Here is a 26561-nt window from a genome sequence, read left to right as displayed (position 1 = left end):
TCTGAGACTTACATGAGAGCGAGGCGAGGTAAAGGAGAAGGAGAAGGAGAAGGAGAAGGAGCTTCGTAGTTGGCTGCTGGATGGATTGAAACAATAGGTCACCCTAATAGTCACCTCATCCTGGTCTCGCAGGGTTATGCTGCATCAGCAGTACCGCCGTTGCAAGATAGAATCGCGCATTAGGGTCTGGTTCCTTGCTTGCTTCGTCGCGACCATGTGATGGTCAAAAGGAGTATTGTCATGAAAACGATCTTAACAGCGCAAATTCTCAAGGAAGAGGCGAGGAAGAAGCGTCGCGCGGAGCACCGATGGCTGCAATATCTTGAGGACATTGAGCAACGAAAAAAGCAATACGAACGCGAGCGTAGGCGTCTGGCGCTACTCCTCATCATATTGCTAATCATCTTCTCCGCGCCGATCAAGCCGGTATTTATTCGGATATACTCCGCACAAGTCCCGCTAGCTCTACCCCCTTCGCGTTCGCTGAAAAAGAACGAACGCCATTCCAGCGAATTCGACTATACGTTGCACATAGAGCGGGATTTTGCGCCCAGATACGGAGAGGAAAATCTCGAAATTATGGATGGTCTGACAGCCGATGACGTCGCTCAAATCCGCAGGCAGCATCAACCCCCAAAAGTAAAAATACCTGGGATGCCGGATAGGTATGCTGATGAATGGCCTCATCCCCACACACTTCTAGACCATCTGCAGCACGACTTTTTCAGAGCTGACGCAATAGCTGCTCTCAAGAAGATCACCCCGGCTCATGTGCACGACTGGCTTGACCAAGCGGCCATTGGCGACGGGTGGAAGGCGCTTCGACTTTCTCGTCAAAAAACCAAAGAAGAAACACTTGCGACCATGCCATTAGAAGCGGCGAGGTGGCGCGAAGACCTGAAGCGAGAAGCCGAAGAGAGAACCCGAGATGAGCAGAATCCAAAGGACAGTGACGACCCAAATGGGTCTAGGTCTCCAATATGATTATTTCCTTCATGAGGAATGATTGATCCGCTGGAAAACAACAGGTTTTCGCTGCCTGCAATATCCCTGGTTGATCGGGTAACGGCCAAGCGTGCGAAGGTGATGACATCGTTTCCACCTTCTCTACCGATCTCGTTTGTCCAATTTTGGAGTCAAAACCATACTCGGTGTTGCAATCACAGGCTTTGGTCTTTTATCGATTGGAAGCAGCGACCAAGCACGATCACGTTCTCTTACAGCGATTACGGCCACTGCTCTTGCAGCTCTGGCCTCCTTTCGCGCTTCAACAGCTTCCTGTTCAGCTTCGCGGCGGCGTTTCTGCTCGGCTTTCAACGAATCCTGAATATTTTTGATAGCAGTTTGAACGCGGTCGATCTCATCCGCAAATTCGCGCTTGATCCTGGTGGCAATTTTCGACTCACTAAGTCCATCCCACAAGGCTCGTAGGCGTCCTCCCACTCCGGAGAAATGGCGAACGTCAGATAAAATGACGGCTGCCTCACTTTGCTTTCTCTGCGCTGAGCTTTCGGAGGCTAGAGCAGCCGCATTTGTTAATCTGGCAACCTCTAATTGCTTCAAAGCTTCAACGCGAACCCTTTCCGCCTGAATTTTCGTTCGTGCAACGAAGCCGTCGCCTGACTCCTTCACTTTGTATGCTCGCTCTATCGCCTTCTTTAGAGCTTGCGCTTGAGATTGCTCGCGTTGCCACTCGTCCCTATTCAGACGACGGCGTTGCGGACCCAGGCGGGTTAGGCCAGAAGGAATACCGACGGTCTCATGGTAGCTATCCTGCCAAATTCGCATCGCTCGTTTGTAAGCTGAATCGCCGAATTTGTTGAGTGCTTTACCGTCATCGCTCGTTTGAGCGCGAAAGGTCATTTCCTCCCGTTTTGCGGTGACGCCCGGATGAAACTTGGTAGCTTTCCAATCACCGTTGGCATCGGGCAGAACGTAGGCATGAACGTGCCAATGCGATTCGTCCTCGTGGCGAATGACAGTTTTCAGATTTTCTCCATACTGGGAATGAAGCCATTTGATTGTTCTTCGTTCCCATTCCTCTACCTCAAGGCGCGTCTCCGAAGACGCGCGAGTTTCTTCCATAGTTGCAGGATGTGACGCGACAACGGTATGCAAAGTCTTTTGATCTCGCCGAATTTTCCTCGACTTACCACCGGCAGTTTGAATGACCGCTGCCGCAACCTCATCGTCGTGCACCTCTCGCAGCGCATCAATGGCTAGCCCGTAAATAACAATTGGCGGCAGTGGATTTGCAACGTGAATCGACGACGCAGTCTTTCTGCTGGCCTCCGAAAGGATGAATTCGACCGACCGACCCTTTGAGTCAGCCTTCCGCGAAAACGACTCCATGTGAATGAATTGATATCCCATCAGTCCTCCTGCCGTCATCGTGGTACTAAAGATTGCAAGAGACAACCGAAGTCAGTAAGCCGTGATTGGCGCACGTATAAGATGATTGGGGAGCGAGTTTTTAAATGGCGACGTTGCAGGAAATAATCGAGGATAAGCTTTCTTTCGTAGATGCCGTCAACCAACCGATTTTTCGAACCGATATCGACTATGATCAGCTGGTAGAAGAACGGTTGGCTATTGCCAGAAAGTGGCAGGCCCTCTCGCCCGCCGAAAAGAAGCAATTCCAAAGTCAGCGCGATTATGAGCAGATTGAGGGTGCAGCTGACCTCAAGTCTCCTGAGCTTGCCCCAGCAAAAAATTTATCCTTGATCCGCAAGGAAGTTGGAAAGCGAATACAGTCGAATAACGTTTTGCAACTGCTACCGATTGACTCGCTCGATTTCGATGACTCTCTTCTCGAATTGTCTGAGTCACTGGAAAACGTTGCGGATATACGTAGCATCTACAAGCTTAGGAAGTTGGCGACCGGTGAATCAGAAAACGCAGGTATAAGTGCTGAGGAGGCCGCGAGAATTAAGAATTGCTTCTCGCAGGGCAGAGAACTGTACATAGCAGGCAAACAAGGCTCGCTCATGGTTAAGCCTCTCAATTTCTTCTACGCGTTAACCGCATATACATATGGCGCAATTGTACTTAACAATCCACTTCGGTACAGGAAAGATATGCTTCCGGGCTCACACGGGATGGCGTATCTCCCAGATGTTGTGCAAGCCCAGTTTGGCGGCGACTCTCCTAGTGGATGGAATCTAACGCTTGGTGCCCGCGTTTAACGGCGGCGATGATTTTGTCGGGATCGGCGGTCCAAGTGAAGGGCTTTGGCTTTTTGTTGTGCTCAACGAGGAAACGGTTGATGGCGGCCTGGAGATCGACGACGGAATGGAAAACGCCGCGTTTCAGACGCCGCTTCGACAGCCTGGCGAAGAAACCCTCCACCGCGTTGAGCCATGAGCTTGAAGTCGGAGTGAAGTGGAAGGTGAAACGCTCGTGACGGTCGAGCCAGGCTCTCACCTTGGGATGCTTGTGGGCAGCATAGTTGTCGAGGATGACGTGGACGGCCTTGTCGTCCGGCACCTGGGCGTTAATGGCGTTGAGGAAGCGGATGAACTCCTGATGACGATGACGCTGCATGTTGCGGCCGATGACGGTGCCGTCGAGCACGTTGAGGGCGGCAAACAGCGTGGTTGTGCCGTGCCGCTTGTAGTCGTGGGTCATGGTGCCGAGCCGACCCTTCTTCATCGGCAGGCCCGGCTGGGTGCGGTCGAGCGCCTGGATTTGGCTTTTCTCATCGACCGACAACACGACGGCGTGGGCTGGCGGATCAACATAGAGGCCGACAACGTCTCGCAGCTTGTCGACGAATTTCGGGTCGTTGGACAATTTGAACTGCCGCCACCGATGAGGTGCGAGGCCATGCGCTTTCCAGATACGCCTGACTGCGCTGGCGCTGATGCCGGCGGCCGTCGCCATCATGTCGGCCGTCCAGTGCGTCGTCTCGCCCGGCGGATCAGCCAGCGTCAGGGCCACCACACGCTCGGCGACATCGGGTCCGAGCCGCACAATACGCGACGGCCGCGTCTTGTCGCGCAGGAGACCCTCGACGCCTTCTGTGGCGAAGCGCTCTTGCCAGCGCCATACGCAGGTCTTCGATTTGCCGGTCTGGCGCATAATCTCGACAGTCCCGACGCCATCGGCACTCAGCAGGATGATCTCGGCCCGCCAGACGTGCTTTTGGGGCGCATTGCGATCCCTGGTCAAGGCCATTAGGCGTTGGTGATCTGTTGGCGAAACGGTGAACGATATTCCTGTGCGCATGCGCCAGACTCGCATGCCAACCCAGCAAATGGAATCCCATACGGGACTCTTATGTCAGGCGGTAACCACTAGAGGCACGTTTAGCGATCTTGTGACCGCGTTCCCAACGCAACTGGTAAAAACATCAAGTATAGAATTTAATATAGATTGTACAAATGCGCTGATCGAATTCTACAAAAGGAGATTTAGTGTTAGCTTGGGCACGTTGTTAAGCCTTGTTCCGGAAATGACAGATTACTATAAACTTACCACCGGGCGAGATAGTCGATGTTACCCTCTGGAGATTGCAAGCGCCAACGACCCAAGAAGTGTGACCTGGGAGTTCCATATCGGGGATGGCGAGAGACGCCCATCTTTGGATGGGATTGAAAGTGCTTTTAACGGCTTTTCACGCTTTGAACGGCACGGAAAAATTGTGATAACCGTACCCGCTTCTCAGGCTCACTCCATATCAGCATGCGTTTACACCGATATACGTGGAAACCTCTGGTATAGATAACCCATTCTTTCCTGTTATACTACCTGAAGTGGCTGTACATTTTTTAATAACAAGCACCTATTCAAATATTATGCGGTACAGGCCAGATGAGTGGGGTAGTGTGCTTCTAAATGAAGTTTCGTCGCAGATATCGCTTCTTACTCGCCATTACTTCTCATCGTTTCAACGGAAGTTTTTTGTGATCGTCCTGCGTTCCATTTCAAGATATCTGCCATATGCCATTTAGATGATCCCATTTATAACTGCAGCCGACATGGAATGAGTTTTGATAAGCTTTAGTGACCGACTACCACTTTTCACTGCGCTCAAAGTGTCGGCTCTCCGAGGGGCCCTCTGGCGGACCATTTTTGGAAACCCCTTCGTCGTCGGGGAGGCGATCTAAGTTGTGGTCACGAAGTGATGCGGTGTATGGTGTTTACCGGAGCGGGGTCTGGGCAGCTCGGCTTTCATTCTCGACCTTATCACCGGTCATGATCCTGGAGGCGGTCGCAGTAGTCTGGCTTCGGCCATTGCTTTTGAGATTTGCCCCGCCGAGACACCAAAGTGTGTTGCAAGCTCGTCTCTCGACATCGCGTCTTTGCCCTGTAAGTAGAGCGCTGCTTGACCCATCCCAATTCGAGCGGCCTGTTGATCCTTCCGCGACTTTACTCCATGTCGACGACGGGATTCTTCCATTCTCTCAACGGAAAGCTCTTGCCTACGAGTGCTGTCGACCAAAACCCGCAGTCCGGCTGCTCTCTGTTCTGCTGGATCAATATGCAGCCATTCCACAATGGTGCTCGCCTTCATCCGATAGCGACAGTCAACTTCGATTCCGCCGAACATGAGCTTTTTGCCGGACGCCGCAAGCCGAGCCCGTTTTATAACGGCCGCCATGCGAGATCGAGATTCACTTTCGTGCCAGCCAGCAGCTTCGTTTGCTAGCGCGGTTATTTCTCTCCCCAGAACCTCGGGCGGCGAAATCCATGAAATCGCAACACTGGCTATGAAAAGCCAACTGTCCCGCTGACCTTCGGTTAACGCGCAATCGGAATAGCGATGGGCCCGCAACGTCTGCAGGTCGGTAAGAACGCATTCCCAATAGGATGCAGCAGAATGAGCGATTGCAGGAGCAGTCCTGTCTTTTACCTCCAATCTTCGCGTCGCCCGCTTGGCACGCAACTCCTCTTGAGTCAGCGGCAAAACCTCATCTGCAAGTGTTGAGAAAACGTGTCGAGTGGGAACCTCAGGCGATCCTTGACACCAGAGGAGCCTTACAACTCGCTGATCCCCTTGCGAACGCGAATTCTCGGTTCCACAGAGGCGGAAAACCCGGGCGGCGTCTAGGGCACGTCTGTCTGCACCAAAGTGTTCCAGTGCCCCAAGAAGGCTCTTCTGCACAGCGTTCCATCTTGGAAGCGCACCACGCGGTAAAAGTTCAGTAAGCCAGACGCACACCAAGCCGCGCCCTGTCGACAAGATGTAAGACGGAGCCGGAATCATCAAGTCGTCCAAATGGACCAAGACAGCGCTGGCAACGTCCGTCGCCTCTCGACCTTTCCAACGTAGGGAATTATGATAATCGAGATCGACAAAACATGCACCAATCGTGGCGATTTGAGAAATCGAACGCCATTTCGTGAAGGTCGCTTGGGACACGTAAATGTCCTCTCGGTTATCCTGGCGACTAAGGCGGTCGGCTTCTAAAATAGCGTCGCCACCGGTTGGGACGGTCCATTCCTGCCATTGCTTTTCTCGACCGTGAACGCGTTGCGCGAAGCTTACTACCCCGTTCCTCTGCCCGTCGCTGTTACGTTGATTGTACGGATGTAGATTTTCGATATGTTGACGAGCGCCGAATTTGCGGTAATCGAAAAACGAATGCGCAGCCGGGCTCACGTTCGCGGCTGATGCAAACATGCCTGTAATACCTTTTCTATGTGGATCGCGACCGCGTCACCCGTCAAAATCAGTTGACCGCCTAAGGCGTGATTTCTGGGGTATTGGCTGGCTTGGCTACCAGCCCGCTCTTCAACTATCCCGTTGAGGGGTCTTTAAAGCGAGGTCGCCGAGGTCGATCATTCAAATATCCCAATTGAACACCGGAGCGTTACTACCCGTTATTGGCGTTTAATAGAGGTTCCGTTCTGGCGGACATCCAGTCAAGCCGCCTTATGTCGAAGGAAAGCGCACACTATGTTTGCTTAGTTAGCCACCAGCAGTGACAATATTTGCGGCTAGCTTCTCAAGTGTACCGACGAGCTGACTGTCGGTAAGGTCCGAGAGAGAAAGGGTCTCATAGATTACCTTTTGGCAAAACTCTTCAAGATTAGCTGCATCAGGTTTACTCAGTCTCAAGGGGACGAAAACGGTCGCCTCTCGGTCTATCCACAACGGTATTTGCTTTACGAACCTTGCCTTCGCGAATTCAGCCGCAAAGCGGGCTCCGTCGACAGCATCAGAACTGTGAAATATAATGCGGTCAGCAATTACCGTTCTCCTATTCTCCCAGAAAGCCTTATTTTTCACGTCTTCGTAAGAAGACTCAAGTTGCGCCGCAATGCGGTCGACTTCGAGAGAAGTTAGAACAATGTAAAATCCAGGGGAAGCTTGTATTTGTTGTACAATGTACGAGATGAAGTCGTACGTGTCGTCAAAGTAGACGCCTCGGTAGACCATTTGTGTCAACTTATCTGTCAATATGCGCCGGATCAGTCTTGCTTCTGTTGCAGGAACGAGGTTTTGATAAACCTGCAAATTGAGTATCTCATTCATCATCTCTACCTTTTTGAAACCGCCTGTCCGCGCAAGATTAGCGGCCGCTGACAATCCAGAATTGGTCGGCGCGGGTTTAAAGCGCCGAACCATGGTGACCATCAAGCTCCTGAGCGCTGATGGAAAATAGTCCGTTACCGGTTTTGACGAAGGATTGCGGCGGCGACAGTTTCAGCGTGTTCACCGCTAACATATTGGAAGCGCTGCCATACGTCGCCTGGCGTCATCTGGTCAGCGAAACGTGAGTAATCTGCCGCGTGCAGTATGGCCTGAATGACCGCCGTCTCACCGGTCGATGCGGGCAGTGTCAAAAAGAAGTCGCCCAGCTTGTGGCCAATCTTACGATCAAGCGCTTGAAATGCCTCCGTATACTCGCCGAAGGTGGCGCATTGGTCGATATTAAGGCCAGCCTTTCGGCAAATCTTGTTGGCGGGGCCGTATTTGAAATCAGTAAAAGTAGGCATCGAGAATCCTTCTTCGATTTTTGGCAAAGCTTCGCTGACTTCCGCGAGCGAAAGTTTTGCAGTTGATAATCAGGGAGTTTTTTGGACGCCCTCTGACAGCTCGCAATTTGCGAACTGATTACGCGATGACGGTGGGTTTTCCCTGCCGATGACACAAAGGTGTAGCATCAGTCGCCATTCCGCAAGCCCTCCAATAAGTAGATTTTTTTGCGAAAATGGGAGTAATCTGCGGTAAAGAGGCCACCAAGGGGGAATAGTGGTATAAATGTCCTAATGCGAACGATAAAACGGCAATTGTTAGAAACGTATTTCTAGACGATTTTCGCACATAAAGCGGATTCGTATTTTCGCAAGAGATTGCAATATTTATTTTCTAGCAGCCCAATTGCATCTTTTGATGAGGCTGCGGGGGCACTCATCGTGGAAACCAGCCAGCTTTTTCCAAGGCAAAACGAAGCGCGTCGATGGCATAAACCATTTGCCACGCTTCATTTTCAGATTGAGAAAATGGTTGCACCCGCTCAATAAATGCTCGTTTGCAAAAGTTGGCTAAGGCCAAGGCTTGAATATCATCAAGCTCAATCTGAATTTTTTCCATTTTCGTCTTTCATGTGGGGATGAAAGAATGGTGTTTTGAAAACACAGACCCGTCAACAGAATTGTGCGACTTGGGTTTGGAACCACAATAAGGCTATAAATTTGTTGACTTATATTTACCGTCGTCTCAACCTCTATCTAGAGTGTTGTTCGCATTTGGCCCTGTTGACAAAGTTCTGCTGCCAATGCACTTCCTGGGCCAGGGGGACTTCATGGCGATACTTAGGATTTATGATCTTAAACAGAATGTCCTCGCGCTTGATCTCAGAGACTTACTGCGGCTTTTGACACCTCGGTCTCTGCAGGCAGATTGGATTGTTTCGACAGTCAAGTCGTCCAGGTCTGGGCACGAATGGTTTGAGGCAACAGGTGAAGGTGGCGAGCAATTGGAGGCATTGGCTCTGGAGAATGCCCGGCTCTCAGGCTCTGATCTAGCTGACTTGGCGGAGAAAACACGGCAGGTAATCTGGGGCGAATTCTATGGCTCCGGACCCACGCGGTCAGACAAGGCGTGGGTTATAATCCGAGCGGTCGACAGCACGTTTTACGAGATCGATACAGACGACAGTGCGGTGCTGAGTAAGATTAGCTCGACCTATAGAGACGTCCGAGCTGGTGGGGCTGCGATCACCTCATGGGTGGTGGAGCGCCACGATGAATGACAGTCAGATACCAACCGCAGGCAGAGCAGGAAACGCGGCGAACGACCTTCACTCTATCATAGTGGATAGGTAAGCGAGGCAACCGCAACTGTCTTAACCTCGTTGTCCCACCAAGTTTTGTCAACTTGCAATGTATTGGGGGCCGCACACCTTGCCTCCCGACGGTCTTAAAGGTACTAACGGACATGTAGTGAGATGTCGGAGACTCGATCAAAACGATGTTTGGTCAATGGCTTGCGGGTGAGTGGAGGTTCTTGTCCCTCTCCCGCTACCAAAAATTCCTTATTAAATTCAGAGCATTAGCGACCAAGAGGTGGCCTACGGGGCCTCTCCATGTTGCATTATTGTTGCAAGCAGCTTCCCTTGGTTTTCAGGTATTTCCACTGACACGCGGCGAATCCACGCAACATGGATTGCAACATGGAAATAGCTCTGTCAGTCATTGCGTAAAAGCCTTCCAAAAATAATATGGACGCTGATGGTCGAGTTTTGGGAATTCATCAAAGGCACCGGGGCACTGGTAGGCCTCGCCACCGGGGCTTTCGTCCTCCAAGAACGTCTATCCAAAGACGCGCCGATTATGTTCATTGTTGGCTTGCCCTATAGCATTCAGGGCACACTTTTTCCGTACTTGAGAGTTGTCAACCAGAGTAGAAGACCCATGGTTTTATCGTGGGCGGTCGGCGTAAGGCGACATGAATTCACATTGAGGACAAACAATTCGACGAGAGCAATCATCAGTTCTTTGATGCCTGGTCACATGTCGATGATTGTTTCGGGAAACACAGAGACGGATCTACCTCTGTCTAATCCTACAAACTTTAATGAGATTTCGTTCGATAATGCAATTGAGCTCAACGTGACATGGCAGCTCGCTCAGCCAATCATATATCAAAGACCGAGGAAAAAGAGGATCGTCATCGTTAAAAAGACATATGAGTTATTACTTAAGGGTGACGCTCGCTTATGACCGAGCCCGCCCGTGTCACCCTTGACGATATGGTCGGCCACGACGAGCTGCTGGAGAGGTTTCCCTGGCTTAGCGCACAGATGCTCAATAAATGGCGGGCTGCCGGCCGTATCCGCTACCTGCACGGGAAGAGCGGGAAAATCGTCTACCCAATCTCGGACATCCACCGCGCTGTCGATGCCGAGCTTAGGATTGATGAGCCCGTGGCGACCCAGAGAAAGCCCCCACCTTCCACGCGCGACCGAGATCAAACTGCAGAGGTCGCCGAGATATTGCGTCGACAATCCCTTGAGAAGATTTTCGGAAAGGGTAGCGTTCCAGAAGAGTACTTGGTGTCCACCGAGTGCGACGCCCTATCGGACATGTCTTCATTCGACCAGATAAGATACCGCCAGTTTTCTGACGAGTTAAACATTCGGGTGAAGCGTGGGGCCGGAAAGACAAAGAAAAGGTTGTCGCCCGATCCAACGTGATCAGCGATCAGGTTCCCTCCATTGGAGGAAACTTCGCATGCGGGGGCTACAGCTCTCACCGCTGAACTCACCTCTCGACTTTGACGCGACTCCAGATAAGGATGCTTCGCGGAGGCGGGCATGGGATTTTTCGACAAACTCTTTGGCGGCAAGGGAACGAAGTCCCTCCCCAGTCGCGATGATCCGGCGCAATCCGCCTCACCACCGGTGAATCCTTCGGCGAGAGTGCGGAAGCCTTCGACAAAGTGCCTAAGCGAAGAAGAGAGAAGGGATGCCGCCGAGCGCCATTCCGCAACCATGAGAGCCAAGTTTTCTGCGTCTGCTGAGCGGGACCGCGAACGATCTGTTGCGCTGGGTGTGACCCATTTCAGGTGGGTGATGAAGACGTATGCGACGACTGTCGCCGGAACGAGGGCAAGCGGTTTGCCTACAAAGCCGTTCCCAATGGGTCTCTCCCTGGCGAGCCTCACTGCCCCTCCGGTTGGTGCCGGTGCGTAGCGCGACCGGTCATCAAAGGTTTTAGCTAAGCGAATACGGAAAAGGCCACTCGACTTTCGCGCGAGCCCCGATAATGATGAACTCCTCTGGAGGAAATCATGAAGCAAAGCCGCGCCGTCTTATCTCTTTCGATCACGCTGGCGGTTTTCGCTTTCCCGCTCCTCTCGCACGCCGAGGACAGTATGGCAGTGCAGCTTCAACTAAGCACTCTTCTGGCCGCAGAAAGTCAATGCGGCATGACCTATGACCAGAACGCAATTCAACAGTTCATCGACAAGAAAGTCTCGGCCGACGATCTCGATTTTGCATCCTCGCTGGCTCTTATGTCCAGAGGCCAGCAAGCCCAGGTCGAGCAAATGTCGGACAGCGGTAAGTTTGCGTTCTGCGCCCAGCAACGCCGTGTAGCGAAGAAACTGAACTTCGTCCAATAGGCGGCCGTGGAGAGTAGTAAGACGATTGGTGTATACATCGATAATAACGTTTGGGATTTCCTGCTCTCGGAGGGACTTGAACTGGCCGCCGAATTGCCTGTCAGCGAATTCAATGTTTTCATCACTCGCGAGGGAGAAATTGAAATCGTCAATATGCCGCTTGAAAAGCAAGAGTTCGTGGCGCGAACGATTGTTGACAATGGGATCAAAACAGATGCGTTTTTTGGGTTCTCCAATCCGGGCTTGAGCCAGTCTGAGCAACGCGTGGCTGGCTTTAACCAAGGCAGGTTCGCGTCAGCCGAGGAAATTGCTTATATCGCTGAGCAAAGGCACCGCGTGAAGCCAACGTCGAGACCGAGGGCCCTATTGGCGAAAAACGAGGGAGATTTGGCGCTAGCGGTTCGATCTATGCGTTCGATTGTTTTTACCAAGGAACGACCGAATAAGAACGGTCCATTGAAGACCGCAGCCGAGCGTGGCGGAAAAGTTCTCTACGTGGACGATTATCTCGCTTCAGGCATGACGTTGGCTGACTTTATTCGATCGAGGGCTTGATGCCTTCCCTTCCGATTTCAGCACGATTGGCGCATCTACCGGCACCAGCTCGACTTGGTAGCAGTTGCGCTGCTCTTCCGCCTGACGATGCCGCCTGATGCGATCGGCCATGATGGCCGCCGATCTTGCCTCGTCCCTGGTCAAACCGTGCTGACGGGCCACAATGCTAATCTGGTAGTTGTTCAGGTGCCGCCTGTGAGTGGTTGAAAGCTCTTCTGCAATCGCGAGCATAGGAGCGCTCATCCCACGATGGCATACAGCGTGTTTGGATCTGGCGACGTCAGCGCATTGTACTGCGCCTGAGTGATTTGAACCGTCGCGATGCCCGTGTGCTTCGTCCAGCCATTGGCAGTGAGCACCAGGCCGTCCTGATCAGGAACCGTCTGGGATCGGCCGACGACGGGCGTGTAGGTGCGACCGTTCACGGTGATCGGGCTCACGCTGTTCGGACCTTCAGTGGGTGGATAGACATTCATTGGGATCTCCTTCAGATAAATGAGACGTCGGTGGGCGAAGGCATCGCCCGGCCGTCGAACGACGAGGACGAATTGCTCCACTGGCTGTTCGAGGCCATATGCTGGCTGACGGCTGTAGCCAGACGCCGGCCGTCTACGTTCAACGCAGTGTGGATGACCTGTGGCGTGTTGTTGTTCGCCGGCGGCACCCAGTTGGTCGGATGAATGCCGCGGCCCCCAGCGGCGGGTGCGCTCCAGACCGGGGCTTCGTTTTGTCCACGAGGAGCGATTGATGGAGGCTGCCATGTCGGAGCGGCTGCACCATCTTTTGGCCGAGGGATTGCCCCTGTCCCGAACATGTTCGTCACGAGCCCGGTCATCTTGTTGATGAAGTCCGCGATCGCGTCATAGATGCCGGTCAGAGTGGCCTTGATGCCCTGCCAGTTGAATTTGACGATGCTAGCGATGATGCCGCCGAGTGCGACGATTGCGACGACGACAGCGCCGCCAGGTAGCAAGGCGGCCGCGGCCGTGAGAACAGCAACAGCTCCAAGGCCGGCTAGAGCAAGCCCAAGCCCTACAATGGCTTCTCCCACAATTTTGACGGCCTCTGGGTGAGCAGCCGCAACGCCTGTCACGGATTTGACGACGTCAGCGATGCTATTCATGGCACTGATGGAGAGCGGCACGAGCGGAGAGCCGAGAGCCGTAAGAAGATTGTCCCACGAGTCGGTGAAGTTCTTCTGGACAGTCTTGGGATCGTTGGCCACCAGGCCCGGTGCCGCATCAAGGCCATGGGAGCCGCCAATGATGCTGGCATCTTTGTTGATGCGCTGGCTTTCGAGAAGCAGGGTAGCGATAGCCTGTGCAGACGTTCGGTTGCCGAACATGCCGCCGATTAAGGAGATGGCACTCTCGTCTCCGGCCTTCACCTCGTGCCCGAGCTTGGCTTCGACTAGCGGCCTAAATACCTCTTGGGCCCAACGATAGGGATCCTTGGTCATTAGATCGGTGCCTTTGACAGCGCCTGGATTAAAACCGACCGGGTCGCCCTTGCCGTCATAAATGACTTTTGACGGGTCCTCGATCATGCCAAGGTCTATCATCTGGCCCAGCGAGCGCTTTGTGACCTTGCCTTGCACGACGGTGCCAAACAGCGACATGAGGGCGGTACCGGATTGGCTGGGCCCCATCTCCTGGATCATCGACGGCAAGATTTTGGTATAGAACTCTTCATCCCAGCCCTTTGAAGCAAGGCGGCCATATTGGGTGGCTTGAAGGAACGACTTCGGCTCGACCTTGCCACCAGACGCCGTGATCGCCTTCGTCATTTGGTCGAAGTATGACACGAATTGATCCGGCCCCTGCAGACCCTTCAACTCGCCGGCACGCGCCATTTCGTAGACTGCTGAAGCCGCATTGTTGCCGGAACCTTCAGTCGTGCCATTCAGAACGACCCGCATTTGCTCGAGGGGCTTGATGAATTCCATGGCGTGCTCGGTCGATCCGAACACCATGCGGGCTTCTTTGATATCGGCCAGGACATCCGAGACCTTCAACCCATATTCCGAGGCTACCTTCCACGAGTCAGCCGTTGCCTTGGCAACATCGACTTGATCAACCCCGGCGGCTGCAAGCTGCTGCTGGACATGGACAAGCTCCTGGCCATGATCGACGAGCTTAGCCATTCCCTCGAGAATCGCTCCCCCGGTGATGATCCCAAGGGCGCCGGCCAGCGCGGGTTTCCAAGCTGTGAAGGCGTGCTCGACGTCGCCGACTTTGCCTTTCAATCCCAGCAGGTCAGCACCAATCAACGCCAGCACCGGTGACATGCCGTTCGTCATGCCGATGTGGACCCCAATCTTCCAGACGTCCATGTCAGCGTCTCCTGCGGCTGGTCGCGATCACCGCATCGGTGGTCGAGTGAAATGGCGATATCCCGGTGTAGGCCTTGGCTGCGGCATCAATGGCAGCTTCGGCCTCTTCGAGCGTTGTCCTGAACCATCCACCGCCAACGGCCCATTCGGAAAGGTTGCCTTCAGCCAAGCGTGAAATCATCTTGGGGTCGACGGCCACGGCCAAGATGTAGCCGATCTTCGAGGCCGGGACTTCGCGCTGAATCGAGGCGATGTCTCGAGCGAGGTTGCTGCTGCGGTAGATGCCGACAAGATCACCCGCCACGATAGCGACGACGTAAGCCACCACCGGTGCGGCCACTGGCGGCCGGCCGATGGCGCGACCGATCGCCGATGTGCCGGCCATGAATGCGGAGCGGAGGGCGGACATGGCAGCTCCTATCCTGGTTCGCCGCGGCGGGCGATCGCCTGAGCATGAGCAGCATCGTTTTCCTGAATGATTCTGATCTGATCCTTCAAAGTTTGAACGCCTCTCGTCGAAGCGGCGCTAACCCTCTCTGCTTTTTCGAGAGTGGCGACCAGCTCGAGCATCTCTTGGAGGCGATCAATGATGTTCACCTGGTCGACGAGAGATTTCCGCATGGGATCAGACCCGCCCTTCCGCAAGCTACTCGAGGCGGCAGCGCGGACAGCATTGAACACCTTGAGTTCTTCCTGATTGAAAACGCTCATGTCATTTCCCCTGCTTCAAGGATTCGAGCTCTGTGAGCCATTCCGAGAAGAGGTTCGGTGCGGGATCACCCATCATCAGCGCCCGGCAATCCGGAAGGCGTTCCAGGCGATGAAAAAGGTCGTGGCCGCCGTGACCGAGGCCTGAATTGCTGATCCGATGGGTTTCCTCGACGATGACCTTTCGCCCCCAGTCCATCGATGCCATCAACGGGATAAGCTTGACGATCAGTTCACGAGCTTCCGCTGTCTTTGCTTCGAGCTTGTCCATCAGGACGACGTTGGCGGCGAGCGCGATCGGCAGATCGAGAGCGCTCACCTTCCGCGCCAATTCGAGATGCTTTGACTTAAGGGCACCAATCGCCGAGCGGTTAGCGGCACTCTTAGCCACGGCTCCGGCCAGGCGCTCATTCAAGGCAGCACGGGCTTTAACATCGACAGCCGGCGGCTCACCATCAGCACCGTCTTGGGCCCACTTCTGGGCTGCAGCGGCTTCCTTCGCGTCGAGCGCGCCAATCTCTGCTCGGATCGCCGCCTCTTCCTGAGGGGCTGCTTCGACCTTGGCAATCTTGGCAAGATTGACCGCTATCCCTTGCACTTTACGTAGATCGAATAGACTGTTTCCAACTTTTCATCTTTGTTGACGGATTCGCGAACGACGCGGCCGGCCGGGCAAGCATGCTTCATCAAACTCAATACCGTTGCACTACGATTGGGCTTATCGTCTGAATGGGATCCAAAACCAACAGTATCGGTAAGGCGTACCACGTAATCGCCATCCGCAGCCCTGGTATTTTCAACATGGAAATTGCCGCTAACCTGTCGAACGGGAGCTTGGCACGACATCAACGCCAAAGAAACGCCAATTAAAAGACTGAGGGCTCGAACTGTCATAATCATCCTTAAGGTGCAAATCCAGATTTTTACGCATTACCCGAATTCCACCCACGCAATGCTTCGCTGTTATCGAACACTAATGCCTCATGTTGAGGAACGTGTGAAGGTCGCACATTCAATTTTTCTGGGCGATCAAAGTAACGTATTAGACCGCTTTTTTCAGCATTCTCCAGCAGAGGTAAATCTGGAACCTCCACGCGAGCGGTCTTTGAGCTTTTACCTTGGTAGTGAGTGAGAGGTATTGCCATTAATACAACGCGTCGCGATCGCGGCCACTCGAGGCTCGAAGTCGCTCGTTCCGCGTTCCATAGGAAAGTAAAGTGAATTGCGAGAAGACCACCGGCACGCAGAGCTACACCACATCAGGCAGTTTGGATTATGAGCCGGAACCTCCGCGCAGCTCGGATAACACGGTGCCTACAATGATCCGGGCATCGAGCCCGAGAGAAAAATTCTTGACGTAGAAAAGATCAGCATGGATCCGGGCGCGTGCCTTGGAAGGGCGTTCTGTAGGGCCCCGCAGGCCGCGCATCTGGGCGAGGCCGGTCAAACCAGGGCGCACGGAGTGACGCTCATGGTATCTTGGTACGAGTTCCTCATACCGGAGACCAGCGGCCAGCATACCGACGGCATGGCAGCGCGGTCCCACGAGTGACATGTCACCCTTCAAAACGTTCCAAAGCTGGGGAAGCTCGTCCAAATTGGTTTTGCGAAGCAATCTGCCCACACGGGTTACCCGAGGATCGTCAGCGACGGTTTGCTTCACGCCTGTCGGATCTCCAAGCTCGCAACTCATGGAGCGAAATTTGAAGACCCGTATCTTTGTATCGTTCCGACCCCACCGTATCTGGCTGAATAACGGAGGCCCTCTGTCCTCGATACAGATCGCAAGCGCTATGCCAATCAGCAACGGGATCAAAACAATCAGCGCCAGAAGAGAAATAATAACGTCAAGTAGACGCTTCAAAAACAGCTGCAGCCGAATTGAATTCATTTCACTGGCTGATGAAGTGTTATCGATTTCTGCGTAATAGTTAAACACAGGCATCCTCAACTGTAAATGAAACGGGACTTGATAAAGCTTGCCTTGGTTTTATTTCTTTAACTCATTGATGTGCGAGCGTCAAAAATAAAGTGAATAAATAATTAATTTTCCAGAGGCCCTTTTCTGGGTGTACTAATTTATGGCAATTGGGTGAACAGCAGCCAACCCGCCAAATAAAATCTCTCCGAGCAAGATCAGGCGTGTGATTGCTGGTTCGGATAATCTTTTCAGGGAGTATAGGTCGAATTTTTCTATTCGGTTCGACACGCCGGCGACGGCAAAGACCGTGACCGAAACAAGACGCGGGACCGGAATCCGAATTTTGGCTTCACTTGGTGGTTTCTGACATCAAGGGTAAATGGCTGTCATCAAGGCTTTCGTTTGGACGCCATGGTCACCGAACCACCGGGATCGGCTCTCGGCATATGGAGAACTTTTCCATTTGCCGATGCACATCCGCGACCTTCATGGCGTTAGTCGCTGTCAAACCTTTGGTTCGGCCGCCGTTTGTCTCGAACTCTTGGCCCTAGGCCCAGTCTCTTGGAAAAGTTAAGTATGGGCAAGTCGCATCTGGTATCCCACAAATGAAAACTCCCGAAGACCGTCTTGACCAAGGCTTCGTCGCCGAAATCGCTGGCGGGGTTTAGCCTCGATTTGATGTCAAATGCACAAACGCCCTAGGGCGCGGCGGAAGCCATTGCGCTATTAGTACTACAGTTGCGTTTGATGGCGTGTTTTGTAATGTGATGTCATTGCGGAAGCCTGATGGGTTCGTCGCCATAGTGACCACGCAAGGATGTGGCGAACCCTGATGGGCGGCGGCAGCAGTAGTCGCGTAATAAGATAGCGGATTTCTGCGACGGTCTGCAATAACGCGAGTGTGCGGGTCAGGCGGCGATTGGAGGATTTGGACTCCTTTCGTTCGGTTTGCCAGTAGCCGCGCGGCGTAGATCAGCGCCGAGCTTGGCGAGGAAAGCTGCGGCAGCCATGACAAGTGTCATGTGTCGGTTCCAGCCATGCCACGAGCGTGCTTCGCAATGATCCAGGCCGAGGTCATCCTTAGCGCGCTGAAAGCACTCCTCCACTGTCCATCGCAGCCCGGCGGCACCCGCCAACTCGCTCAGTTCTGTACCAGCACGCGCAAAGACAAAATAATAGGCGTGTGCGTCGGGTTCGCGCCGGTTGCGACGGATGAGAAGCCAACGTTCCCATTGCCCATCAGGACGAGAGCTCAAAGGAATACGTGCCCAATCGTAGAGCCGAAGGCCCTTGGCACCTTCTCCGGCTGCATGACTGGACCAGGCTCCCGCGTCTAGTTCCGCAGCCATTGTTTCCGGATCAGTTTGCTCGAAGTGTTGCTCACGGACAAAGCGCAGGCGATGATTGGAACGAACTGCCAGACAATACGGCTGGCCGCGGCCTTCCAGCATACGGCGTAACTTGGAATCCGATCCATAGATTGCATCAGCCAACACCCATGCGCAAGGCACGCCAGCATCGAGCGCATCGGCAATGAGCTTGGCTGCAATGGTCGGCTTGGTCGCGAAGGCTTGCTGCTGTGGGATATGAGCCGCAGCACGACGCGCTTCGCTTTCGCTCCAGTCTTTGGGCAAATAAAGCTGCCGATCAATCAGGGTTTGACCAAAACGGCTTGCATAGGCAAGAAAGACGCCGACCTGGCAGTTCTCAATACGTCCAGCCGTGCCCGAATATTGTCGTGCGACGCCGACCGAGTGTGTGCCTTTTTTCAGGAATCCTGTTTCATCGACCACAAGGACGCCGTCCTCATCGCCAAGTGCCTCTGTTGCATACGTGCGAACGACGTCGCGCAACTTGTCGGCATCCCATTGGCTGCGCCCCAACAGCGATTGCATTCGATAGGGGCTCTCCAGACCTGCCTGTTCAGCCATCAACCAGCCGGTCTTGCGCTCAACTCCGGACAACAAACCGTCCAGGAAAGCACTGGCCGATGCCCGAAGTTCACGTCGACCAAAGACCGCGCCTAGCCGCTGCTTCAGTGTATCGAGTTCCTGCCACCACTGAACCGTACGCATCCGAGCTGAACCGCATTGCGGATTTGAGTGATCGTGTGGATGCTCTGTCTATATAGACGGCAATATAGACGGTGCTTTCATGGACATCACAAGCGATCACTCGGGGCGTTTCAGCCGGATGGAGATTGTCGATAGCGGGCGTCGGCGGCGTTTCACGGATGAAGCGAAGCTGGCGATCGTGGCTGAGAGTTATGCTGGCCCGCGGCAGGTAACAGTTACGGCGCAGCGTCACGGGATCACGCGTTGGCAGTTGAATGCCTGGCGCAGGGCCGTGCGGGAAGGACGCCTTGTCCACCGCTCGACGAACGAGTTTGTTCCGGCGATTGTCGTTGCTGCCGAGCCTGTTTTTGCGAGCACGCCTCCTGCGGAAACTGTCGCGGTGCCGTCTCCCATCACCGACCGGGGTCGCATAGAGGTGGTGAGTGCGAACGGCCGGCGTGTGATCATGGGCCAGGATATCGATGTGGACGTTTTGCTACGGATCATGCGTGGTTTGGAGACATTGCGATGAATCCGTTTCCGATGGGGGCGGAGATCAAGGTGTGGCTGTCGACCGGACATACCGACATGCGGTGTGGCTTTCCATCCTTGGCCCTTCGGGTGCAGGAAGTTTTAAAGCATGATCCGCTGGGCGGTCATTTGTTCTGCTTCAGGGGCCGCCGCGGTGACCTGATAAAGTTGATCTGGCATGATGGCCAGGGCGCATGGCTGTTCACGAAAAAATTAGAACGCGGCCGGTTTATCTGGCCGAATGTGCAGGGTGGCGCGGTGGCGATCACACCGGCGCAGCTTTCCTATTTGCTCTCTGGAATTGACTGGCGAGCTCCTCAGGAAACTTGGCGTCCAACACGCGTTTGAGTTTCTTCATCATTGAATTTGTTGAAGAAATATGCTCTTATTCTGGCATGTCGTTACCACCGCTTTCCTTTCCTGACGATCTTGCCAGCGCCCACGCCGCGCTGCTGATAGAACGCGAGTCACGGTTGCGGGCCGAGGCGGAAGCCACCAGCGCCAAGGCAAAACTTTCCAGCATCGAGGCGCTCAACGCCCATCTGCAATTGCTGATCGCCAAGCTGGAACGCGACAAACATGGTCCAAGCCGGGAGCGCACCCAGCGGCTGATCGACCAGATGGAATTGCAGCTCGAGGAGCTGGTTGCCGATGCCACCGAGGACGAGCTCGCTTCAGAAGCGGCGGCGGCCAGAACCCAAGTCGTGCGTGCCTTCACCCGCAAGCGGCCAGTGCGCAAGCCTTGGCCAGAGACTATCGAGCGCGAGCGCGTCGTCATCGACGCGCCCAGTGCCTGCGATCACTGCGGCAGCGAACGCCTGTCGAAGCTCGGTGAGGACACCACCGAGACGCTGGAGGAGATCCCGCGCCGCTTCAAGGTCATCGAGACCGTGCGGGAGAAGTTCACGTGCCGGGACTGCGGCTGCATCAGCCAATCGCCCGCACCCTTCCATGCAACGCCACGTGGCTTTCTCGGCCCCAAGCTACTCGCCACCATCGTCTTCGACAAATTCTCTGAGCATCAGCCGCTCAACCGCCAGAGCCGTCGCTTTCGCAGTGAAGGGATCGATCTGTCCACCCAGACGCTTGCCGACCAGGTTGGCTACGTCAGCGCCGCCGTCACACCGCTGTTCGATCTCATTGAGACCCATGTGTTTGCGGCCGAGCGGTTGCACGGCGACGACACCACCATCCCGATCCTCGCCAAGGGCCAGTGCACGACGGGGCGCATATGGACCTACGTTTGCGACGACAGGCCGTTTGGTGGGCTATCACCGCCGGCGGCCGTCTTCTACGCCTCCAGTGATAGGCGGGGTGAGCATCCGCAACGACACCTGGCCGAGTTCACCGGTATCCTGCAGGCTGATTGCTACAATGGCTTCAATCCGCTCTTCGATCGGACCAAGAAACAGATCCCGGTGACGCCGGCCTTCTGTTTTGCCCACGCGCGCCGAAAGTTCTTCGAGTTGGCAGATGTCTCGCGAAGTGCCCGGCGGGGCAAAGGGGCAAAGCCTGTCTCTGCGACGGCGTTGGAGGCGGTCAAGCGTATCGATGCGCTGTTTGACATCGAGCGCGACATTAACGGCCAGAGCGCCGGTGAGCGACTTGCCGTGCGCCAGGAAATGAGCAAACCGCTGCTCGAAGAGCTGGAGACCTGGTTGCGGCAGGAGCGCGAAGGTTTGTCGCGATCCTCACCGGTGCTTGAGCCGATCAACTACATGCTGTCGCGCTGGCAGGACTTTGCCAGATACGCCGATGACGGCAGGATCTGCATGACGAACAACGCGGCGGAAAGAGCTCTGCGCGGCGTGGCTTGCGGAAGGAAAAACTGGAACTTCGCCGGGTCCGATCGCGGCGCAGACCGGGCTGCCATCATGCTGACCCTTATCACCACGGCCCGTCTCAACGATATCGATCCGAAGGCCTGGCTGGCGGACGTGCTGGCTCGCATCGCCGATCTGCCCGTCTCCCACCTGCACGAATTGTTGCCATGGGAATGGAAGAGGATCAAGGCGGCGGAGATTGCGGTTGCTGCGTAAATAACTGCCGGAAAAGCTCTTCCGATCGGCGTAGACCCTCATCCGTCAGCACCAGCGACTTCGACTTGTTCACCGGATCGCCAATCAAGCCTTTCTGATGCAACCGATCCGTCGTAGCCCAGTCAAAACCCTTCCAGGCGCAACGCTCGTTGTGAAGCGTCAGCCATAGCAGCGCCAGCACAGCATCGTCGATTTTGCCTTCGTCGATCTCCATCCCGCCAATTTACCACGAGCAAAAGCAAAAATCCTGCGGTTCACCTCGGATGGATACACTGAACCGGACCAACCCGCGACAGACATCGAAATCCCTCCCATCAAACATCGGAAGTGAATCACAATTTGAATGTAAACGCAACTGTAGTACTAGAGGTTGTACCAGAGTTGCGGATTGGCGCCGGATTCTATTTTTAACCATGTGAGGTCAGTCCGATCCCAACGCTTGAGTTGGTAATTTCTGTTGTCGAGAACCACATCGCCTAACGTTGTTCTTACGACCAGCACGGTGTGACCGATGCCGCTCGGGGTTTTGGCCACGGCGAGCCGCAGAGCCCTTGCCGGCATTCCGGCCTGGATCAACTCGCTCCGCTTTGACACGGCATAGTCATTGCAATCTCCGGCGAAGGGATTGACTTGCCAAGTCCCAACTCTGGCCGGGTCCTCCCGCGGTACAATTGCACTGTTCACTGCGTTGTTCACACTTTCAAGGGTGGCGGTATTGCTCGCGGTCATCGTCACAACGGAGCTGCCGCCGTTGTTTTTGCATTCGAACGGAGCCTTCATACAAAACGCGACATGGGCAAAGGGGGCAAGGGCACGACCTCTTTCTACCAGAAAGGCATGACCCAAAGGCTTGGGCGGCGGCAAGCCAGCTGTCTCTGTTGCGCAGCCCTCCAGCAAGAGCATGAGAAGGAAGAGCAACCTTACAGATTTCACACTTTTTTCCTATCGCCTTCGAGAGCGAAGTGGTCGCAGACCTCGAGAATCATTGCACAAGCCAGGATACGCAAGCAACCGCTCTGCCGCAATGTATGGCTTGACCAAAGTTAGACTACGTAACGCTCTTCTCGAAAGGCGATGTATTTTTTTGAAACACGTTTTGCTTTTTTTGGCACATCCGTAAAATTGTATGTTTTTATGGCACGGAATGTCCATCGGAGCCGCTTTAAGTTGTGTCATCAACAACGAAAAAGACGGGTCCTCCCATGCGTTCGGTTCAACGGAATAATAGACTGGCAGTTCGGTTTATTGCGCCTTTGGGTGCCATGCTTGCAATCGTTGCGATGCCAGCGATGGCGTCGGCGGCAGGCCCAGCAGGCCTTGTGGACGGCTTTGGCAAAACAGTTGCCCGAATGATCGACGGCGACCGCGCCTTAGCGCCATTCGCGAGCGTCGTGTTCTGCATGCAGCAGTCTGCGCAATGCGCTGACACGGGCGGGCCCGATGTGGTTCAGCTGGGTGAAAGTCAGAGAGCGCAGCTGGTCGACATCAACAACACCTACAATCATTCGATCCGGCCGCAGAATGACGCATCTGGTACAGACGTCTGGAGCGTGGATGTAACGGCTGGAGACTGCGAAGATTACGCACTGACGAAGCAAAAGCACCTTCTTGCGCTCGGATGGCCATCTAGGGCACTGCGCATCGCGGTAGCAAGAACGCCCTATGGCGAAGGCCATGCTGTTCTGGTGGCGAAGACCTCAAAGGGTGATCTCGTTCTCGACAATCGAACCGACAAGATCAAAGATTGGCGCTCAACCGATTTGCAATGGGTAATGATGCAATCCGAGAATAACCCCAGCCAGTGGGTGAGCCTCCAGAAGCGCGCGCCAGATCCGATGCTTGTCTCTGAGCGGTACGAGGCGACTACGACCGCCGGTATCGACGCGCGACGCTCGATGAGGAAGACCCGTAACCGGGACACCATAAACACGCATGGATTTGCTTTGAGAAGAGACGGGAACTATTGAAAACCAGCCCGGCTAAAACCTTCAAGCCGACCGGTGCGCGAAATGCTGTAAAGTTCCACACGCTAATGTTCCGGTCGAAATTGTGAGTTAGATCCTCCGAATGAGTGTTCTTGTGACTTGGGAAGGTTGCCTGTCCTAACTCAGTCGTGCGCATGATTGAAGATGCCAGTAGAGAGTGACATGCCACTGAACTTTCATCCGGCAGCGATTAGAGCCTAGGCGATTTTTGATACGCCAAATGGCGCGGTGTGAGCAACCGGCGGAAACGCGAAGCTTCCATATTGCGTAGCGTTGGAGCCGGTTGCGACGTTGATTCCGGCATAGGCTTGCCGGGGTCTGGTATCCGAGCGATGAGTACGGCCGAAAATGGTTGTAGTCGTCCGCCCATTCAGCAATAGCGCTGCGGGCATGTGGTAGTCTATCAAGCCGTTGAGCGGCAGGTGGTGCTAATCGGGTTCCCCGGCGGTATCTTCACGATCTGCATTAGTCCCGGTCGTAGCAGCTGACTTCAGGAGGCCTGTCTGGACCTGCTCGCTGGATATGGCGTTTGCACATGGTGAAGATGAAGCGGAGTCACTCGTGAGGACGGCCGGACTGCCAGATTGGTGCAAAATCTGCGCGTTGCTACCGAACGGAGTGAAACCTTAGCTGGGAGGCGGTGATGTGGATGCGTTGCGACGATCTTTGAAGCACTTTGCCATGCTCAAACTGCGCGCTGATCTCAAGGTTTCCCTACGCCGCGCCCACCGACTTTCGCGCTGGCACCAATAGTCGTGCGGTCCTGGTGCAGGAGGTGATAGAATATGGCCCCTCTTTTATAAAAATATGGGTCACAATACTATGTCGATTGCCTTCCGCGTAAGACTATGCTGCAATGCATTAGGACAAAGTAAACGTTGGAAAACATCCTTTTCGTACAGATTCAACCATTTGGGCTACTTGACGGGAGCGAGTTGTTGTCGATTTCAGTAAGATTTGGCGACTTGGCTCGCATGGTTCTTCTAAGCATTCTTCTCATCCCTTTAGGCTCTGCGCACGGTTCGGAATTGTGGGAATCTCGAACGGTAAACAGCTGGTTTTCGAGTAAGAGTATTTGGAATATTCCAGTAGGTTCGGACGCTACGTTCGAGGATGTGAATTCACCAGCGACTATGATGCTCCACAACGAGAATGCCGGCGGAGGGGCGAAATCTTATGCTTGGATTGCAGCTGATTCCGTGCCTGTTTATCAAGCTAAGTCAACCGACCCTCAATTCGTGTGGAAATTTGAAAGGCGATCGGCGACAGGGCCTTGGATCAATGGCGGGCCCTATTCAAACGGAACATTCGAACTCCGCGCGCCAGAAAACCTACAATTTACCGGCTTTGATCAATATGCGATAGTCATCACAGAAGATGGCAAGTTTGCTTACGAGGTATGGAAAGGTGAGAAGGATAGCCGACATCAGATTAACGTTCGATATGTTGCAATGAACAAGCTTGATGGGACGGGGATTCCGGCGCTTCGGGGTAGATCTGAAGGCATTCGTGCATTTGGGGGCTCGCTGTTAGGCGGCCTAATCCTCTGCAAGGAAATGGAGGAACGTAATATTCCGCATGGCATTGCAATGCTCCTCAGCCCTAGCCAACTAAGGGCTGGAAAAACAATGGACGACCAACTTGTTTGGCCGGCAAGCAGCACTGACAATAGCGGGCACAATTCATATTCCGGTTTGATCCCAATGGGTGCCCTCGTCGCTATTCCCAAAACGGTTGATTTAGATAAATTGGACTTGAGTCCTGATGGCAAAACACTTGCCAGGGCATATCAACTTTATGGCGGATACGTCACGGACGCTGCGCATAACACTATGATATTAGCGAACTTGGAATTGGGCTGTGAAAATACTTATGTAACTCATCTTCAGGCTGACAAGAGGAAAATTTTGGCGCAGCTAAGGGTTGTAAGCAACAACTCATCCGCAACACCTGGGGGGCCTGGCGAGAGGCTTATTGTTGACAAGCGATAGATCGGCAGCAATCGGACTGCTTGTGCAAATGCAGTTACAGTGCCATCCCACCCTCGCGCTGCTCGTTTCACAATACAGTCCTAAGTCGCACAGACGCCAGCGAACAGTGCCATTGAGATAAGGCGTCGGACCATTCAGATCCGGTCTGAATCCGGCCGCCATTCCGATCATTGCGTGGCCACCATTCCAATTTGCAGCCGGCCCCGGCGCCTTCGTCACCGATCAGCGTAGTGTCGTTCTCGTCGGCGGCACAGTAACAGGCAAGAGCCGCCTCGCCATCACGATTGCCCATGCCTTGATCAGCAATGGCCGCGTGGCAGCTTCTCAAAGGTCGTCGATCTAGTCAATCGGCTAGAACCGGAGACGCGCGGCAGCAAGCAGGGTCGGACAGCAGACTATCTCAATCGCCTCGACTTCATCATTCTCGACGAACTCGACTACCTGCCGTTTGTCCATGCGAGTAATCAGCACCCTGTTCCACCTGATTAGTGGGCTCCACAAGCGCACCTCGATTATCGTCACGACCAACCTGGCCGTCGGGTAATGGCCGACGATGTTAGGTGATGCCAAGATGACGACAGCGCTCCTCGAGCGCCTGACCCATCATTGCGAGACCGTCGAGACCGGAAACGAGTCCTGGCGCTTCAAGAACCTCTCTCAAAGCTAAAGAACGACATCACACCGGCACTTGGCTATAGCGCGGCGATCAGGACGAATCTCATCGTGATTGCCGCTACGCAACTTGGCCTAGCTCTGCAATTCCGGCCAACGCCGGGCAGGGCAAGCGCTGATCTGCAGAATAAGGGGGCAAAATTTCGCGCCTATAAGGGGGTCAACTTTGTGTACTGATTGACCTCCTTTTGGAGGAAT

The 26561-nt window shown here is 54.2% G+C and carries 27 protein-coding genes and 2 pseudogenes; 12 read left to right on the top strand and 17 right to left on the bottom strand.

All coding sequences use genetic code 11. From position 1 onward, the window contains the following. Positions 1 to 240 precede the first annotated feature (240 nt). Positions 241 to 984, top strand: a complete 744-nt coding sequence (locus J5289_RS21720; RefSeq protein WP_209207320.1) for a hypothetical protein — start codon at positions 241 to 243, stop codon at positions 982 to 984. 123 nt (positions 985 to 1107) lie between these two features. Here J5289_RS21720 and J5289_RS21715 read toward each other — a convergent pair whose 3' ends face one another. Continuing rightward, a complete protein-coding gene (locus tag J5289_RS21715; RefSeq protein WP_209207321.1) occupies positions 1108 to 2373 on the bottom strand; it encodes a hypothetical protein in 1266 nt (421 codons plus the stop codon). 104 nt (positions 2374 to 2477) lie between these two features. On the opposite strand from J5289_RS21715, the gene J5289_RS21710 reads away from it, so the two are divergent. After that, positions 2478 to 3185: a YaaC family protein gene (locus J5289_RS21710; protein WP_209207322.1), complete on the top strand. Its 708-nt coding sequence runs from the start codon at positions 2478 to 2480 to the stop codon at positions 3183 to 3185. Here the strand turns inward: J5289_RS21710 and J5289_RS21705 are convergent. Further along, positions 3148 to 4227 carry an IS630 family transposase gene (locus tag J5289_RS21705; RefSeq protein ID WP_111223089.1) on the bottom strand — a complete coding sequence of 360 codons (1080 nt, stop codon included), beginning with the start codon at positions 4225 to 4227 and terminating at the stop codon, positions 3148 to 3150. The two genes, J5289_RS21710 and J5289_RS21705, sit on opposite strands and share 38 nt — an antisense overlap. A 476-nt stretch (positions 4228 to 4703) precedes the next feature. Between J5289_RS21705 and J5289_RS29940 the strand changes: the two genes are divergently transcribed. Next, positions 4704 to 4952, top strand: a complete 249-nt coding sequence (locus J5289_RS29940; protein WP_374108589.1) for a YaaC family protein — start codon at positions 4704 to 4706, stop codon at positions 4950 to 4952. Between the two features lie 242 nt (positions 4953 to 5194). On the opposite strand, the gene J5289_RS21700 is transcribed toward J5289_RS29940, so the two are convergent. The 4 genes from J5289_RS21700 to J5289_RS21685 all read right to left on the bottom strand — a co-directional run bounded on the left by J5289_RS21700 (position 5195) and on the right by J5289_RS21685 (position 8542). After that, positions 5195 to 6625 carry a hypothetical protein gene (locus J5289_RS21700; protein ID WP_209208022.1) on the bottom strand — a complete coding sequence of 477 codons (1431 nt, stop codon included), beginning with the start codon at positions 6623 to 6625 and terminating at the stop codon, positions 5195 to 5197. A 288-nt stretch (positions 6626 to 6913) separates the two neighbouring features. Next, the gene (locus tag J5289_RS21695) at positions 6914 to 7582 is read right to left on the bottom strand and encodes a hypothetical protein (protein WP_209208023.1); all 669 of its coding nucleotides are present in this window, start codon (positions 7580 to 7582) and stop codon (positions 6914 to 6916) included. Positions 7583 to 7614: 32 nt separating this feature from the next. Then, positions 7615 to 7944 (bottom strand): hypothetical protein, encoded by a 330-nt coding sequence (locus J5289_RS21690; protein WP_209208024.1) that lies wholly within the window; start codon positions 7942 to 7944, stop codon positions 7615 to 7617. Positions 7945 to 8359: 415 nt separating this feature from the next. Further along, a complete protein-coding gene (locus tag J5289_RS21685; protein WP_209208025.1) occupies positions 8360 to 8542 on the bottom strand; it encodes a hypothetical protein in 183 nt (60 codons plus the stop codon). 1627 nt (positions 8543 to 10169) lie between these two features. Here J5289_RS21685 and J5289_RS21680 point away from each other — a divergent pair. From J5289_RS21680 to J5289_RS21670, 3 genes are all read left to right on the top strand, one after another. Beyond that, entirely contained in the window at positions 10170 to 10646 is a 477-nt protein-coding gene (locus J5289_RS21680) for a hypothetical protein (RefSeq protein ID WP_209208026.1), read from the top strand. A gap of 596 nt (positions 10647 to 11242) precedes the next feature. Further along, positions 11243 to 11575: a signal recognition particle gene (locus tag J5289_RS21675; protein ID WP_209208027.1), complete on the top strand. Its 333-nt coding sequence runs from the start codon at positions 11243 to 11245 to the stop codon at positions 11573 to 11575. A gap of 6 nt (positions 11576 to 11581) precedes the next feature. Next, positions 11582 to 12130: a hypothetical protein gene (locus J5289_RS21670; RefSeq protein ID WP_209208028.1), complete on the top strand. Its 549-nt coding sequence runs from the start codon at positions 11582 to 11584 to the stop codon at positions 12128 to 12130. Here the strand turns inward: J5289_RS21670 and J5289_RS21665 are convergent. The 8 genes from J5289_RS21665 to J5289_RS21630 all read right to left on the bottom strand — a co-directional run bounded on the left by J5289_RS21665 (position 12089) and on the right by J5289_RS21630 (position 19166). After that, entirely contained in the window at positions 12089 to 12361 is a 273-nt protein-coding gene (locus tag J5289_RS21665; protein ID WP_247750589.1) for a hypothetical protein, read from the bottom strand. The genes J5289_RS21670 and J5289_RS21665 overlap by 42 nt on opposite strands. 8 nt (positions 12362 to 12369) lie before the next feature. Next, positions 12370 to 12606: a hypothetical protein gene (locus J5289_RS21660; RefSeq protein ID WP_209208030.1), complete on the bottom strand. Its 237-nt coding sequence runs from the start codon at positions 12604 to 12606 to the stop codon at positions 12370 to 12372. 11 nt (positions 12607 to 12617) lie between these two features. After that, on the bottom strand, positions 12618 to 14462 hold the full coding sequence (locus tag J5289_RS21655; RefSeq protein ID WP_209208031.1) for a hypothetical protein: 1845 nt from the start codon (positions 14460 to 14462) through the stop codon (positions 12618 to 12620). Position 14463: 1 nt separating this feature from the next. After that, complete coding sequence (locus J5289_RS21650) at positions 14464 to 14871, bottom strand: hypothetical protein (protein ID WP_209208032.1); 408 nt, start codon at positions 14869 to 14871, stop codon at positions 14464 to 14466. 8 nt (positions 14872 to 14879) lie between these two features. Then, the gene (locus J5289_RS21645) at positions 14880 to 15173 is read right to left on the bottom strand and encodes a hypothetical protein (protein ID WP_209208033.1); all 294 of its coding nucleotides are present in this window, start codon (positions 15171 to 15173) and stop codon (positions 14880 to 14882) included. 1 nt (position 15174) lies between these two features. Next, a complete protein-coding gene (locus J5289_RS21640; protein ID WP_209208034.1) occupies positions 15175 to 15768 on the bottom strand; it encodes a hypothetical protein in 594 nt (197 codons plus the stop codon). A gap of 675 nt (positions 15769 to 16443) precedes the next feature. After that, positions 16444 to 17109 (bottom strand): sugar transferase, encoded by a 666-nt coding sequence (locus J5289_RS21635; protein ID WP_307877433.1) that lies wholly within the window; start codon positions 17107 to 17109, stop codon positions 16444 to 16446. 890 nt (positions 17110 to 17999) lie between these two features. Beyond that, positions 18000 to 19166 (bottom strand): IS701 family transposase, encoded by a 1167-nt coding sequence (locus J5289_RS21630; RefSeq protein WP_219276632.1) that lies wholly within the window; start codon positions 19164 to 19166, stop codon positions 18000 to 18002. Between the two features lie 79 nt (positions 19167 to 19245). On the opposite strand from J5289_RS21630, the gene J5289_RS21625 reads away from it, so the two are divergent. From J5289_RS21625 to J5289_RS21615, 3 genes are read left to right on the top strand one after another with little or no spacing between them, the layout of a single operon-like run. Next, complete coding sequence (locus tag J5289_RS21625) at positions 19246 to 19677, top strand: transposase (protein ID WP_142832636.1); 432 nt, start codon at positions 19246 to 19248, stop codon at positions 19675 to 19677. After that, on the top strand, positions 19674 to 20024 hold the full coding sequence (tnpB, locus tag J5289_RS21620) for an IS66 family insertion sequence element accessory protein TnpB (RefSeq protein WP_219276557.1): 351 nt from the start codon (positions 19674 to 19676) through the stop codon (positions 20022 to 20024). The genes J5289_RS21625 and tnpB overlap by 4 nt, the downstream gene beginning before the upstream one ends. 47 nt (positions 20025 to 20071) lie before the next feature. Beyond that, positions 20072 to 21715 (top strand): IS66 family transposase, encoded by a 1644-nt coding sequence (locus tag J5289_RS21615; protein WP_219276556.1) that lies wholly within the window; start codon positions 20072 to 20074, stop codon positions 21713 to 21715. On the opposite strand, the gene J5289_RS21610 is transcribed toward J5289_RS21615, so the two are convergent. Together J5289_RS21610 and J5289_RS21605 are read right to left on the bottom strand one after the other, a co-directional pair. Then, positions 21684 to 21929, bottom strand: a complete 246-nt coding sequence (locus J5289_RS21610) for a DUF6429 family protein (protein ID WP_142832635.1) — start codon at positions 21927 to 21929, stop codon at positions 21684 to 21686. The two genes, J5289_RS21615 and J5289_RS21610, sit on opposite strands and share 32 nt — an antisense overlap. A gap of 149 nt (positions 21930 to 22078) precedes the next feature. After that, positions 22079 to 22648, bottom strand: coding sequence for a transglutaminase-like cysteine peptidase (locus tag J5289_RS21605; protein WP_209208072.1), 570 nt, complete (start codon positions 22646 to 22648; stop codon positions 22079 to 22081). A 269-nt stretch (positions 22649 to 22917) separates the two neighbouring features. Between J5289_RS21605 and J5289_RS21600 the strand changes: the two genes are divergently transcribed. Beyond that, entirely contained in the window at positions 22918 to 23682 is a 765-nt protein-coding gene (locus J5289_RS21600; protein WP_247750588.1) for a transglutaminase-like cysteine peptidase, read from the top strand. Between the two features lie 215 nt (positions 23683 to 23897). On the opposite strand, the pseudogene J5289_RS21595 reads toward J5289_RS21600, so the two are convergent. Continuing rightward, a pseudogene (locus tag J5289_RS21595) lies at positions 23898 to 24099 on the bottom strand (integrase core domain-containing protein); the annotation flags it as partial. Between the two features lie 479 nt (positions 24100 to 24578). Here J5289_RS21595 and J5289_RS21590 point away from each other — a divergent pair. Together J5289_RS21590 and J5289_RS21585 are read left to right on the top strand one after the other, a co-directional pair. Next, positions 24579 to 25691: a hypothetical protein gene (locus J5289_RS21590; protein WP_209208071.1), complete on the top strand. Its 1113-nt coding sequence runs from the start codon at positions 24579 to 24581 to the stop codon at positions 25689 to 25691. Positions 25692 to 25896: 205 nt separating this feature from the next. Beyond that, positions 25897 to 26358 (top strand): annotated as a pseudogene (locus J5289_RS21585) (ATP-binding protein); the annotation flags it as partial. Between the last annotated feature and the right edge of the window lie 203 nt (positions 26359 to 26561).

The organism is Rhizobium sp. B230/85, assembly GCF_019355735.1.
Taxonomy (GTDB): Bacteria; Pseudomonadota; Alphaproteobacteria; order Rhizobiales; family Rhizobiaceae; genus Rhizobium; species Rhizobium rhododendri.
This window is presented reverse-complemented; position numbering and strand designations above follow the sequence as displayed.

Coding starts and splice junctions, on each gene's coding strand:
- J5289_RS21710 (WP_209207322.1), top strand. CDS start 2,478: ATGGCGACGTTGCAGGAAATAATCGAGGATAAGCTTTCTTTCGTAGAT.
- J5289_RS21695 (WP_209208023.1), bottom strand. CDS start 7,582: ATGGTCACCATGGTTCGGCGCTTTAAACCCGCGCCGACCAATTCTGGA.
- J5289_RS21700 (WP_209208022.1), bottom strand. CDS start 6,625: ATGTTTGCATCAGCCGCGAACGTGAGCCCGGCTGCGCATTCGTTTTTC.
- J5289_RS21655 (WP_209208031.1), bottom strand. CDS start 14,462: ATGGACGTCTGGAAGATTGGGGTCCACATCGGCATGACGAACGGCATG.
- J5289_RS21715 (WP_209207321.1), bottom strand. CDS start 2,373: ATGGGATATCAATTCATTCACATGGAGTCGTTTTCGCGGAAGGCTGAC.
- J5289_RS21625 (WP_142832636.1), top strand. CDS start 19,246: ATGGACATCACAAGCGATCACTCGGGGCGTTTCAGCCGGATGGAGATT.
- J5289_RS21665 (WP_247750589.1), bottom strand. CDS start 12,361: ATGCTCGCGATTGCAGAAGAGCTTTCAACCACTCACAGGCGGCACCTG.
- J5289_RS21610 (WP_142832635.1), bottom strand. CDS start 21,929: ATGGAGATCGACGAAGGCAAAATCGACGATGCTGTGCTGGCGCTGCTA.
- J5289_RS21615 (WP_219276556.1), top strand. CDS start 20,072: ATGTCGTTACCACCGCTTTCCTTTCCTGACGATCTTGCCAGCGCCCAC.
- J5289_RS21720 (WP_209207320.1), top strand. CDS start 241: ATGAAAACGATCTTAACAGCGCAAATTCTCAAGGAAGAGGCGAGGAAG.
- J5289_RS21705 (WP_111223089.1), bottom strand. CDS start 4,227: ATGCGCACAGGAATATCGTTCACCGTTTCGCCAACAGATCACCAACGC.
- J5289_RS21675 (WP_209208027.1), top strand. CDS start 11,243: ATGAAGCAAAGCCGCGCCGTCTTATCTCTTTCGATCACGCTGGCGGTT.
- J5289_RS21690 (WP_209208024.1), bottom strand. CDS start 7,944: ATGCCTACTTTTACTGATTTCAAATACGGCCCCGCCAACAAGATTTGC.
- J5289_RS21660 (WP_209208030.1), bottom strand. CDS start 12,606: ATGAATGTCTATCCACCCACTGAAGGTCCGAACAGCGTGAGCCCGATC.
- J5289_RS21645 (WP_209208033.1), bottom strand. CDS start 15,173: ATGAGCGTTTTCAATCAGGAAGAACTCAAGGTGTTCAATGCTGTCCGC.
- J5289_RS21680 (WP_209208026.1), top strand. CDS start 10,170: ATGACCGAGCCCGCCCGTGTCACCCTTGACGATATGGTCGGCCACGAC.
- J5289_RS21600 (WP_247750588.1), top strand. CDS start 22,918: ATGCGTTCGGTTCAACGGAATAATAGACTGGCAGTTCGGTTTATTGCG.
- J5289_RS21630 (WP_219276632.1), bottom strand. CDS start 19,166: ATGCGTACGGTTCAGTGGTGGCAGGAACTCGATACACTGAAGCAGCGG.
- tnpB (WP_219276557.1), top strand. CDS start 19,674: ATGAATCCGTTTCCGATGGGGGCGGAGATCAAGGTGTGGCTGTCGACC.
- J5289_RS21685 (WP_209208025.1), bottom strand. CDS start 8,542: ATGGAAAAAATTCAGATTGAGCTTGATGATATTCAAGCCTTGGCCTTA.
- J5289_RS21650 (WP_209208032.1), bottom strand. CDS start 14,871: ATGTCCGCCCTCCGCTCCGCATTCATGGCCGGCACATCGGCGATCGGT.